The following is an 11,425-nucleotide window of genomic DNA, read 5'->3' as shown; positions in this document are numbered from 1 at the left end:
CTTGGGCACGTGACGGTCAGTGGATGGTGACCCGGTCGCCGGCCGGGGCGGCGACCGGGGAGTTCTTCGCCAGGTAGGTGGCCAGGGCGCCTCTGTCGTCAGGGCCGCCGCGATAGACGTTGGTGACTCCGGGCCATCGGGGGAAACCTTCGTAGCCGCCCACCAGGATGTAGTTGGCCGCGATCTTGATGAGCTGGTCGTCGGTCACCGGAACGCCGTTCAAGGTCATTTCGGTGACGGCGCCGCCCTCCAGCGTGTAGCGGAGCGAGGACGACGGCGTGAGCACCCAGCCCTGGGCGTTCGGGTGGGCGAGGACGGTCTTCAGCGCGGCGCCGTTGAGCTCCCACACGTCCACCGCGAATCCGGCAGGAAGCGTCGCGAAGACCTCCTCGTAGGTGACCGGGCCCGCGTCGAGGTCGAGGTGGAATCCGTACCTGCTGACCAGGGCGGCCTCCGCGCCCGACCGGGCCTGGACCGCGTCGAGGTTGGCATCGGCGACCAGTTCGGCCAGCGGGCCGCCGCTGGGCGTCCGGACGATGGGCTCGGAGGTCTCGCCGAAGGTGTCGTCCGCGTCGGCCATGCCGCACTCGAAGTAGTAGAGCGTGTTGGACGTGAGACCGTCGGGCTGCCTGAGCTCGATTTGGACCGACGTCTGACCTGGTGCCGGTGCCTCGTAGTCCATTTCCCAGTCGAGCGTCGCCAGCAGGGCGGTGAAGCCGCCGTTGTGCTTGGTGGGGGATTTGAGGTTCTTCCATTGCTCGGTGCCGACGATGCGATATTGGATGAGTTGCAGGCCGGGAGGGAGCCCTTCGAAAGTCCCGTAGACCTTGAAGGTCACCGGGCACTTCGACGCGGTGGTCCGCTCGAATGAGAGGGTGAGTTTCCGCACCGGATTGTCGGCCGATGCGAGTGGGGCGGAAGCCGTACTGGAAAAGGAACGCTGGGGTGCGGCCTGCGCGGCGGGAACGAAAGCAACGGACGCGAGGACCGCGACGCCCGCCAGCCAGCCGATCCGACGCCCCGCCCTACTGGGTAATCTCACATTTTTCCCATCTGTCGATGACGACGAGGACGAGCAGAGACTAGCCACGCCGACCGACAGTTCCGCGCCGAGCCGACGGTTCGCAAATCCCATCGTTCTTGGCATGAAGCATGAAATCTTCATAGGTCACCCTGAGTAGCCGCCGTTCCGGCTGGTCGTGTCGGGTCGCCGGGTGGGTTTCCCGGGCCGGCCGGTATTCCCTATCCAGCGGGCTCGGCGCCTCACACAATCTGCCCGAGGCGTACATCGAGATCCTTGGAGCGATCACATGCGCATACGCTCGGGCCTGTTCCGTACGTTCATGGCCGCCGTGACGCTCGCAGGCGTCGTGCTGATCCCCGCGGGACCCGCCAGCGCCGGCGTCTGGCAGCTCACTGATGGCTTCGAGCCCGGGACCGATCCCGGCGCCAGGTGGGAGCTGACCGAGAGCGGGCACTGCGAGGGCCCCCTGTACCAGAGCTCCTCACGGCCCACGCACAGCGGAATCGGCTTCGCCACCTTCGAGGCCTTCGCGAAGGGAGACTGGTGCGCGCTCGGGCGGACCGTCCACCTGACGCCGGTGACCGTTCACCCCGGGGCCAGATGTACCGCGGGCGTCTGGATGAAGTTGTCCGGCGAATGGGCTCAGCTCAACGTGGAAGTGATCGATCCCGACACCTGGCGGTACATCGCGCTGAAGCAGGTCCCCAACAACTGGACCGATGAGTGGTCACTCCAGACGGTGAGCTGGACCGCGCAGCGCGCTGACGTCGTTCTGCGGTTCGCCGTAGTGCAGACACAGGTGTGGTGGTACTCCGCGCTCACCGAACTGGACGACGTCGTGGTGCAGTGTGCTTACTGATCTCAGAGGCTGAAGTCATCACAATGGCGAGCATGACGTCGTATGTCCGCCCCTCCTTCTCCGATCCGTCCCTCAGGCACCGGATCGCCGACGCCACGCTCACCCTCACGGCGGGCGGAGCGCCGTTCGCCGGACGGGAGGTGGTCGTCGCCCAGCGCGGTCACCGTTTCCTGTTCGGCTGCACCGGCGGCGACCTCGTCCCGCCGAGGGCGGACGGAGGCGGCTCGCCCGGCGATCCCGCCGTCCCCGAGGACCAACGGCTCGCCGGCCGCTTCCTGGACCTGTTCAACTTCACCACGCTGCCCTTCTACTGGGGTGGGTTCGAGCCCGAGCGTGGCAGGCCGGAGACCGAGCGGATGCTGAAGCTCGCGCGCTGGTTCGGGGACCGGCAGGCCGGTGCGATCTCCCGCCACTACCGGACGCTGCTGTCGCACCCGGCCGTGGAGGCGTCGACCTACTGGGGCTTCCAGGACGGCGGCTGGCCCGGCGCCCCGGGCGGCTTCGTCCGTGCCGACGGCACTCCGAAGCCGGCGTACGACGCGCTGCACTCACTGGTCATGGGCGAGTGGTGGCTCTCGCCCACGACACTGGTCACCGACGACGACGGCCGCGTCCGGTTCAGCGGGTTCCTCGGCGACTACGAGGTGTCCGCGGCCGGGAGGTCGGCGGCCTTCACGCTGGACACGGCGGGCGAGGCCGCCGCCGCTGTCACCCTGACCCTGCCCGCCTCGTAGTTCCTCGCGGCCGCGTTCGCCGCCGGGGCCACGGCGAGACAGAGACCGGACGCCAGTACCGTCGCGAGGGCGGCGATGCGCTTAAGGTTGTGCATGGCATTCCCCATCGTGTTGACACGCACGAATCGCTGTTCACGGAAATAGCGGACCACCACGTGGAGTCGCGGTCGGGACCAGTGGTCACCGCCGGCCGGTATGCGCCCCCGAGATGCACGCCGGAAACGAGCTTCGCCGTTCGCCTGGCGGCCTTTTCCGCCGTTTTCCAGGTGTCCTCAACGTAGGGAAGCCGTCACGGCCGATCAATGGGCACGATGCCCAATTCGGGAGCCGCACCGCGCACGGTGCACGACCGTCAGCGCAGGGGCGCCGGCGTCGCGATACGGCCGGTGACGTGGAGCGCGTGGAAGAGGTCGTACGCGCCGGGGCCGCCGGAGAGGAGGTCCCGGTTGAGCAGGAACGCCTCGGCCCACTGGTGGGCGGCCTGTCCGTGGAGTGCCGGGGCGAGGCCGGGCGAGGCCCCCGGGTCGGGGCCGTCGCCGAGGCCGGGGCTGGTGATCCGTAGTGCCAGGGCCAGCACGGCGCGACCGCCGACATCCTTCAGGTCCAGACTGAGCGCTTCCTCACCGCGACTGAAGTGGGCCGTGACGGTGTTGCGGCTGATGCCCAGCAGACCCGCGACGCGGGACCTGGGGAACTGCAGGCCCAGACCGAGGATGTCGACGGTCAGCCGGGGGGCGGAGTCCAGCGGCGCGAGCAGGCGGCTCCGGCGAGGCAGATGAGGTGGTCGTCGTACACCGGGCAGCGCACCATGAGGCCGCGGCCGTGGTAGCCCGAGGCGTCCTCGTACGTCGCCGCGATCGGGTCCCGTTCCCCGGGCGCGCACTGGAGGATACAAACGCGCACGTGGCTCGCGTTGAGCAGGGGCGGGATCGCGCCCGCGCTCATCCTCCGAGCCAGCGTGACCTCACCCGCCACCAGTGCCATCGCCAGGGCCAGTCGCATCTGATGGGCCTTGCGGCGGTAGGCGAGGGATATCTGGGCGGCTTCCCGGGCGCGATACAGGGCCGCGATGATGCCGCCGGTGTGCGAGCACAGCGACACGGCCTGTCGTGTCAGCGTCTGTTTGCTGAGAACCAGCAGCACCGGGCGTGGGATCTGGGTGTCGATGGCTTCGAGGAGTATCCGGAACTCCCCGGCGTGGCCGAAACCGAAAGATTATTCTGGGTCGGTTCAGCGGAATGTGCGCCGGTACGTGTGAGGGCTGACGCCCGCGACCCGTTTGAAGCGGTCGCGGAAGGCGGTGGGGGAGGCGAAGCCGACCTGGGCGCCGATGCGTTCGACGGTGTGGTCGGTGGTCTCCAGCAGGTGCTGGGCTTGGCGGACGCGGGCGCGGTGCAGCCATTGGAGCGGGGTCACGCCGGTCTGGTCGCGGAACCGGCGCGTCAGGGTGCGGGGGCTCATGCCCGCGTGGGCGGCGATGTCGGTCACGGTCAGCTCGCGGGCCAGGGATCCCTGCAGCCAGATGAGCAGGGGTTCGAGTGCGGAACCCCGGGGCGCGGGCGGGAGCGGCTGGACGATGAACTGGGCCTGCCCGCCTTCCCGTTCCAGCGGCATGACCGACAGTCGCGCGGCGTCGGCGGCCACGGCGGAACCGTAGTCGCGGCGGATCAGGTGCAGGCACAGGTCCAGCCCGGCCGCGGCGCCCGCCGAGGTGAGGATCTGCCCGTTGTCGACGTAGAGGACGTCGGGCTCCACCTCGATGTCCGGGTACGCGGCGGCCAGCCGGTCGGCCGCGGCCCAGTGGGTGGTGGCACGCAGCCCGCCGAGCAGTCCCGCGGCGGCCAGGGGGAAGGCGCCCGAGCAGATGGAGGCGATGCGGGTGCCGTTGGCGGCGGCGGCCTTCAGAGCGTGGCCCACGGCCGGTGGCAGCGGGTCCATCGGGCTCGCGGTGCCGGGGATGATGATCGTGTCGGCGTCCGCCAGCCCGTCCAGCCCCCAGGGGGCGCGCAGGGTGAACAGGCCGGCGTCCACCTCCGGACGCTCGGCGCAGATGCGCACCTGGTAGCCGGGACGGCCGTCGTGTGTCCGCGTACGGGTGAAGACCTCGATCGGGGTGGACAGATCGAAGGGGATCACCAGGTCGAGGGCGAGGACGGCGACGGTGTGCATGGCGGAACAGTACCCAGCCGCCCGTGTCCCGCCCGAGGCTCCGGATCCGCCAGGCGGCTCCCGAGCTCGTCTGGCGGTATCCCGTTGACGGCTGTCGGGAATCCTCCTGGGAGGCGAACGGGCGGCCGGTTAGCGTCGGTGACGTTTCCGGCATCGGCGAGAGAAGGAACATGTATCCGTTCGTCCACCCCGGTGGAGATCAGGGCCACGTACGCATCGGCTTCCGGCGCATGGGAGCACCCAGATGATCACGAGGGTCGTCGTGCCGGTGGTGATCGGTCTGCTCTACGTCGTGGTGATGTCACTGATTCGCGAACCGCACCGGCGCCGGTTCAACGCCGTCATGCTGGCCGGGGCGGGAGGCGCCTACCTGAGCGGCGGTGGCCTGGACGGCTGGGAGTTCGCCTTCACCGCGGTCATCACCTACTGCGCCTACCGCGGGCTGGACTCGTGGACGTTCATCGGTGTCGGCTGGCTGCTGCACACCGCGTGGGACGTCCTGCACCATCTCAAGGGCAACCCGATCATCCCGTTCGCCCATGACTCGTCCTTCGGCTGCGCCATCTGCGACCCGGTCATCGCCCTGTGGTGCCTCCGTGGCGGCCCCTCGGTCGTGGACCTCATCCGTTCCCGGCCGGGACCGCTCAAAGGGTCTGGAGGGGTGACGACCGTCCAGTGACTTGGAGAGACCGCCGCCGGTGAGGGCGTGGCCCGGTCGCGGGCCGTACGCGTGATGGCGCCGAAATACGGGCCCGGTAGAATCGACCCGCTCGGCGTACGCCGTACGAAATGGTCGCGAGCGACGATCGCGTCATGCCCAACCGGAGTCGAAGCGTGGCTGAGTCAGTCCGTCCCGTGGTCACCGGGGGTGCAGATCCGCCGGCAGGCGGACCTTCACTGTACCTGCGGGTTCTCGGCCCCTTACGGCTGTGGCGCGACGGCGTGGAAGTGGACGCCGGCCCCCGGCAGCAGGCACTCCTCCTGGCGCTGTTCCTGGCCCGCGTCGGCAGGCCGACCAGCACGAGTGAGCTGATCGACCTGATCTGGGGCGACGACGTCCCCGCCAGCGCCCTGAACGTCATCCACAAGTACGTCGGCGCGTTACGGCGGGTCCTGGAACCCCTGCTCCCGGTTCGTGGCACCGGCTCGTTCCTGCACCGCCGCGGCAACTCCTACCTTTTCATCGCCGCCGCCGGCACGCTTGACCTCGTCGTGTTCCGGGAGCTCGTCGACGTGGCCAGGACCGCTCTGGCCGAGCACCAGGACGAGGCGGCGCTCGATCGCTACGTCGAGGCGCTCGGCCTCTGGAGTGGCCCGGCCGGCAACGGCATCGCCAACGGGACCGGCGCGACGACGGCCTTCGCCACACTCGACGACGAGTTCTACAACGCGTGCACGGCGGCGGCCGAGCTGGCCGTGTCGGGGGGCAGGCCGGAGCGGGTGCTCCCGGCGCTCCGGCTGGCCGCGTCGATGGCACCGTTCCACGAACCCGTGCAGGCCGCCCTGGTCGGTGCCCTGGGCGCCGCCGGACGTCAGGCGGAGGCCCTGTCGGTGTTCCGCACGGTCCGCGACCGCCTCGCCGACGAGCTCGGCGTCGACCCGGGTCCGGCGCTGGAGGAGGCGCACCGGCGGGTCCTGGCACAGCCCACGGCACCGCCGCCCCCGGTGGGCGCGGACGACGGGGCGGGGGAGGTCACGGCGGCCGCCCTGGTCGGCCGGGCCGAGGAGCTCGCCGTGCTGGGGCGCACCGTGCGGAGCGCGCTCGCCGGCCGCACGGCGATCGGCATCGTCGAGGGCGAACCGGGCGCCGGCAAGACCCGCCTGCTGGAAGAGGCCGCGGCCGTGGCGGGCCGGCACCGCGCACTCGTCGTCTGGGGCGCCTGCCTGGAGGGCGACGGTACGCCGTCGATGTGGCCGTGGGAACAGGCGCTGGGCGCCGTCGTCGACGACCTGCCCGCGCCCGCGCGGGAGAAGTGGCTGGCCAGCGAGCTCGGCATCCTCCTCGGGCCGCACAACGACGTCGCCCGCGCGGTGCCCGACGGCAACGCCCAGTTCCGGCTCTTCGAGCAGGTCGTCGCCCTCATCGCCCAGGCCTCGGCGCAACGGCCGACGCTCCTGATACTCGACGACCTGCAGTGGGCCGACGTGGCCTCCCTGCAGCTGTTCGGCCATCTGGCGGGCCGGCTGCCCCCGGGCACGGCGATCATCGGCGCGCTTCGTGACCGTGCGCCGACACCGGGTTCGGGCCTGTCCCGGGTACTGGCCACGACCGGCCGGCTCCCCGGCCACCACAGGTTCCGGCTCGGCCCGCTCGGTCTGGACGACGTGACCGAACTCGTCCGCCACGAGACCGGCCACGAGCCCGCCGACTCCGTCGCCCGCGCCATCCACGATCGCACCGCGGGCAACCCCTTCTTCGTCCGCGAGCTGTCCCGGCTCCTCCACGAGGCCGGCACGCTCACCGGTGACGACGTGTCCACGCAGACCGGGGTTCCGTCCACCGTGCGCGACGTCGTCCGCGACCGCATGGCCGGCCTCGACGACCCCGCGCGGGACCTGCTGCGCGTCGCCGCGCTCATCGGCCGCGACGTCGGCCTCCGCCTGCTCTCCCGCGCCGCCGGGGTGGGCGTCGCGGACTGCCTCGAACGCCTGGAACCGGTGCAGGCCCTCGGTCTGCTCGACCCCGGGCCTGAGGACCCGTCGTCGCTGCGCTTCGCGCACGACCTGGTCCGCGAGTCGGTGTCAGAGACCATGACCAGACAGCAGGTCACCCGCCTCCATCTGCGTGTCGCGGACGCGCTCGAACAGATCCACGCCGAGGACGAGGTCGTCGCCGAACGCCTCGCCTACCACCTGTGGGCCGCCGGTCCCCTGGCCGAACCCGTTCGTACCGCCGAGGCGTTGATCCGCGCCGGGCGCAGCGCGGCGAACAAGCTCGCGTTCGCGTCCGCCAACCGGCAGCTTCGCTCCGCCGTCCAGGTCGCCCGCGCGTCGGGGGTCATGGAGCTGGAGCTGTCCGCCCTCACGCTGCTGGCCATCGTGGTCCGGCGGGAGTCGGGCTATGACGCGTCGACGTTCGATCTGCTGGACCGCGCCGAGTACCTGGCGCGGACCCTCGGCCGGGAGGCGGAGGCCGACGACTTCCTCTTCATCCGCGTGATGGGGGCCTTCACCTCCGTCGAGAAGGGCCGCGGAAGACTGGCCCGCCGGATGCACGAGCTCGGACGGGCGTCCGCCGATCCGGCCGTCCGGCGCTACGGCCGGCACACCTGGGGACTGCATCAGTGGGACATCGGCGACATCGGCGCCGCGTACCAGACCTTGACCGGCGCCGACCCCGCCGACCCCGCCGACCCCGGTGGCGCCGTCGTACCGGACGACGGGACACCGCTCCGGCGGGACGGGAGCATCCCGGGGGAGGGGCCGGGATGGCGGGCCGTGATCACCGCCCTGCACGGTGACGTCGGCACGGCCCTCGCCTTCGTCGACACCTGGGACACCCCGGGCGATCCGTACGCGGCCTCGGTCTGGGTCTACTACACCGGCATGATCGCTTCGATGGCCGGTGACGCGGCCCTGGCCCGGGCCGCCGCCGACCGGTGGTTCTCCGCCGGCCTCACCCGGCTGCGCTCCCAGCTCGAGCACTACATCCGGCAGTACTGGTGCTGGGCACGCGCCCTCACCGGCGACGATCCGGCCGGCGCCGCGGCCGAGGCCGAGGAACTCCTGGCCGCCACCCTCCTCGACCCGCCGCAGTGGGGCATCGCCTACCATTACCTCCTGATCAGCGAGATGTGGCTGGAAGCCGGAATGCCGGACAAGGCGGCCGCCGCTCTCGACCAGGCCGATCACGCCATCTGGGAGCACGACCAACGCTACGCCGAGGGCCTGCTCCTGCTGGTCAGGGCGCGTCTGTCGCAGGCTCGCGGCGAACCCGCCGCGGTGGTCAGGGCCGCCGCCGAACTGGCCTTCTCCCGATCCACGGCGTGCGGGGCGCACCTGTTCGCCGGACGAGCCGGACGATTCCTCGAAGAACTGGGAGCCGACGCATGACCGCGACCCCCGACGCAAGGCTGACCGCCCTGGCCCGAGGTCTCGCGGCGCCCCGGGGCTTCGTCGAGGCCAGCCTGGTCGACCCCGCCCCCACCGCGATCCGCCTGCTGGGCGGCGTCCCCGCACCCGAGGCGCTGCCCGTGGAGGCGATCGGGCGCGCCTCGGCGGAACTGTGGCAGGACGCGGACGCCGCGGCCACGGCCCTGCGGTACTCGTCGCCGCACGGCTCGGCCGGGCTGCGGAACTGGATCGCGAAACGCGAGGGCGTCGACCCGCACCGGATCGTGATGACGAACGGTGGCATGCACGGACTCACGCTGGCCGTGCTGACCATCGTCGAGCGCGGCGCCACCGTCGCCGTGGACGATCCGGTGTTCCCGGGGTTCCTGTGGGCGCTCGAGGTCGCGACGACGCGGATCCTGCCGGTGCCGGTCGTCGCCGACGGCTTCGACGTCGAGCACCTCGCCGCCCGGCTCGCCGAGGGCGCGCGGATCGCCGCGGCCTACACCGTGCCCGACTTCCACAACCCGGCCCAGGTCAGCCTGTCGGCGGAGAAGCGACGAGGCCTCGTCGACCTCGCCGAGCGGTACGGCTTCTACGTGATCATCGACAACCCGTACCGCGAGCTGCGCTTCGCCGGAAAGGATCAGGGCGTCGCGCCCTTCAACGAGTCGGACCGGGCGATCCACGTCAACACCTTCACCAAGCTCCTCGGCCCCGGCTGGCGCGTGGGCTGGCTGGTGCTGCCCGACCATCTGGTTGAGCCGGTGATCCGGCTGCGCGGCCGCCTCGACGTGCACTCGTCGTCGGTGACCCAGGCGATCGTCGAACGGCTGGTCACCGCCGACGACCAGTGGTACGACCGGCTCGCGGGCACCGCCACCGCTCTGTACCGGCACCGCGCCGGCGTTCTGGTCGACGCGCTGCGCGAGCACCTGCCGGACGCCTTCGAGATCCAGGCCCCCGAGGGCGGGCTGTTCCTCTGGCCCCGGCTGACCGACGACGATGTCGACCCCGCGGCACTGTTCCGGCGGGCGGTCGCCGCCGGCGTGGTCTACCAGCAGGGCGAGTACTTCGCGGCGGACCCGGGATCGGGTTCCGCCGCGCGGCACCTGCGGTTCTCCTACAGTGACCGGACCCCGGACGAGCTGCGGGAGGCCGTGCGCCGGCTGGCCTCGGCGTTCAGAGCCGGAGACGTCTCGTGACGGACGTACGGCTGCCTCTGCGCGCGATCATCCCGTTCGCCGCCGGTTCGGTCGGCATGGGCATCTGGGTCACCGTGCCGGGCATCTTCCTGCTGTACTTCCTGACCGACGTCCTGGCCGTCGCGCCGCTCGTGGCCGGCACCGCGCTGCTTCTGGCGAACGTCGTGGACGTGGTGCTGCATCCGTGGGTGGGCCGGCTCTCCGACGCCGACCGGGCCCGAGGCGGCCACCGCCTCCGGCTGATGTTCGTCGGCTGCGTGGTGGTGCTCGTCTTCCTGGCGATGTTCGCGGTGCCGTCCGGCCTGCGCGGGACGTCCGCCGCGGTCTGGGTCGCGGTGGCGTACGTCGCCGGCAACCTGCTGTACTCCCTCTACCAGGTGTCCTACCTGGCCACGCCGTCCGACCTCGGCATCGGCTACCACGAGCGGACCCGCCTCATGGGCTTCCGCAGCGTGGTGATCACGGTGGGCGTCCTGCTCGCCGGGGTGGTCGCGCCGCTGCTCACGGGCGACGATCCTGGGGTCGGCGACTACACGCGGATGGCCGTGGTGCTCGGCGCGGCCACGCTGGTGACGATGCTGGCCGGCATCGCCGGCGTCGCCCGCCTGAACCGGGCGGCTCCCGGCGCCCCGGTCGAGGCGGGACACCGCGGCGGGCTGCTGGTGGCGCTGCGCGACCGGCACTTCCGTACGCTGGCCACGTCCTACCTGCTCATGGCGATAACGATGAACCTGGTGCTGACCGCCATGCCGTACTTCGCCGAGTACGAAATGGGCCGCCCCGAGCTCACCTCGGCGCTTGTCGCCGCGTTCATGGGGCCGGCGGTGCTGGCGATCCCCCCGTGGGTGCTGGTGGCCCGGCGTTTCGGCAAGCAGCGCAGCCTGCTCGCCGCGCAGGCCGCGTTCGTGGCCGGCTCGCTGGTGCTGGCGCTGGGCGTCGCGTCGACCATGCCGGTGCTGATCGGGTCCGTGGCGGTGCTGGGTGTCGCGTTCGCCGCGATGCAGCTGATCCCGCTCTCGATGCTCCCCGACGTGATCGCCGCGTCCGGTCCCGGCGGCGCCGGGAACGCGGGCAGCTACACCGGCCTGTGGACGACCGCGGAGGCCACCGGCGGCGCGCTGGGGCCGTACGTGTTCTCCGCCTGCCTGGCCGCGGGTGGCTTCGTGGCGAGCACCGCGGGCGAACAGATCACCCAGTCCCCCGGGGCGCTGGCCGCGGTCCGCCTCGGTTTCACCCTGGTGCCGGCCGGGCTTATGGCGGTCGCCATCGTCATGCAGCGCCGGTACACCCTGGACACCAGCGCCCAGCGGGCACCGGTCGGCGACCTGACGGCTCGATGAGGCGATTCACAATTCGTCCAGTGGCCCGGTGTTGGCTGCGC

General features: G+C 71.4%; 11 protein-coding genes. 7 read left to right on the top strand and 4 right to left on the bottom strand.

All coding sequences use genetic code 11. From position 1 onward, the window contains the following. Positions 1 to 16: 16 nt before the first annotated feature. Positions 17 to 838, bottom strand: a complete 822-nt coding sequence (locus tag NYZ98_RS09410) for a 5'-nucleotidase C-terminal domain-containing protein (protein ID WP_262842192.1) — start codon at positions 836 to 838, stop codon at positions 17 to 19. Positions 839 to 875: 37 nt separating this feature from the next. Between NYZ98_RS09410 and NYZ98_RS09405 the strand changes: the two genes are divergently transcribed. The 3 genes from NYZ98_RS09405 (at position 876) to NYZ98_RS09395 (ending at position 2,617) form a co-directional block, all read left to right on the top strand. After that, positions 876 to 1,181 carry a hypothetical protein gene (locus NYZ98_RS09405; protein ID WP_262842191.1) on the top strand — a complete coding sequence of 102 codons (306 nt, stop codon included), beginning with the start codon at positions 876 to 878 and terminating at the stop codon, positions 1,179 to 1,181. A gap of 129 nt (positions 1,182 to 1,310) precedes the next feature. After that, positions 1,311 to 1,883, top strand: coding sequence for a hypothetical protein (locus NYZ98_RS09400; protein ID WP_262842190.1), 573 nt, complete (start codon positions 1,311 to 1,313; stop codon positions 1,881 to 1,883). Between the two features lie 32 nt (positions 1,884 to 1,915). Next, a complete protein-coding gene (locus NYZ98_RS09395; protein ID WP_262842189.1) occupies positions 1,916 to 2,617 on the top strand; it encodes a hypothetical protein in 702 nt (233 codons plus the stop codon). 352 nt (positions 2,618 to 2,969) lie between these two features. Here the strand turns inward: NYZ98_RS09395 and NYZ98_RS09390 are convergent, their stop codons facing one another. From NYZ98_RS09390 to NYZ98_RS09380, 3 genes are all read right to left on the bottom strand, one after another. Continuing rightward, a complete protein-coding gene (locus NYZ98_RS09390) occupies positions 2,970 to 3,317 on the bottom strand; it encodes a helix-turn-helix domain-containing protein (RefSeq protein WP_262842247.1) in 348 nt (115 codons plus the stop codon). A gap of 23 nt (positions 3,318 to 3,340) precedes the next feature. Continuing rightward, the gene (locus NYZ98_RS09385; RefSeq protein ID WP_262842188.1) at positions 3,341 to 3,760 is read right to left on the bottom strand and encodes a hypothetical protein; all 420 of its coding nucleotides are present in this window, start codon (positions 3,758 to 3,760) and stop codon (positions 3,341 to 3,343) included. 87 nt (positions 3,761 to 3,847) lie between these two features. Continuing rightward, positions 3,848 to 4,786, bottom strand: a complete 939-nt coding sequence (locus tag NYZ98_RS09380) for a GlxA family transcriptional regulator (protein WP_262842187.1) — start codon at positions 4,784 to 4,786, stop codon at positions 3,848 to 3,850. Between the two features lie 244 nt (positions 4,787 to 5,030). On the opposite strand from NYZ98_RS09380, the gene NYZ98_RS09375 reads away from it, so the two are divergent. From NYZ98_RS09375 to NYZ98_RS09360, 4 genes are all read left to right on the top strand, one after another. Further along, positions 5,031 to 5,465 carry a DUF6010 family protein gene (locus NYZ98_RS09375; RefSeq protein WP_262842186.1) on the top strand — a complete coding sequence of 145 codons (435 nt, stop codon included), beginning with the start codon at positions 5,031 to 5,033 and terminating at the stop codon, positions 5,463 to 5,465. A gap of 263 nt (positions 5,466 to 5,728) precedes the next feature. Continuing rightward, a complete protein-coding gene (locus NYZ98_RS09370) occupies positions 5,729 to 8,839 on the top strand; it encodes a BTAD domain-containing putative transcriptional regulator (RefSeq protein ID WP_262842185.1) in 3,111 nt (1,036 codons plus the stop codon). Beyond that, positions 8,836 to 10,044 carry an aminotransferase-like domain-containing protein gene (locus NYZ98_RS09365; RefSeq protein WP_262842184.1) on the top strand — a complete coding sequence of 403 codons (1,209 nt, stop codon included), beginning with the start codon at positions 8,836 to 8,838 and terminating at the stop codon, positions 10,042 to 10,044. The genes NYZ98_RS09370 and NYZ98_RS09365 overlap by 4 nt, the downstream gene beginning before the upstream one ends. Beyond that, positions 10,041 to 11,384, top strand: a complete 1,344-nt coding sequence (locus tag NYZ98_RS09360; RefSeq protein WP_262842183.1) for an MFS transporter — start codon at positions 10,041 to 10,043, stop codon at positions 11,382 to 11,384. The genes NYZ98_RS09365 and NYZ98_RS09360 overlap by 4 nt, the downstream gene beginning before the upstream one ends. Positions 11,385 to 11,425 lie beyond the last annotated feature (41 nt).

This window comes from Sphaerisporangium corydalis (assembly GCF_025506355.1).
Taxonomy (GTDB): Bacteria; Actinomycetota; Actinomycetes; order Streptosporangiales; family Streptosporangiaceae; genus Sphaerisporangium; species Sphaerisporangium corydalis.
Note: the sequence above shows the minus strand (reverse complement) of the source record. Positions and strands in the feature narration are given on the sequence as shown.

Coding starts and splice junctions, on each gene's coding strand:
- NYZ98_RS09395 (WP_262842189.1), top strand. CDS start 1,916: ATGACGTCGTATGTCCGCCCCTCCTTCTCCGATCCGTCCCTCAGGCAC.
- NYZ98_RS09365 (WP_262842184.1), top strand. CDS start 8,836: ATGACCGCGACCCCCGACGCAAGGCTGACCGCCCTGGCCCGAGGTCTC.
- NYZ98_RS09375 (WP_262842186.1), top strand. CDS start 5,031: ATGATCACGAGGGTCGTCGTGCCGGTGGTGATCGGTCTGCTCTACGTC.
- NYZ98_RS09400 (WP_262842190.1), top strand. CDS start 1,311: ATGCGCATACGCTCGGGCCTGTTCCGTACGTTCATGGCCGCCGTGACG.
- NYZ98_RS09380 (WP_262842187.1), bottom strand. CDS start 4,786: ATGCACACCGTCGCCGTCCTCGCCCTCGACCTGGTGATCCCCTTCGAT.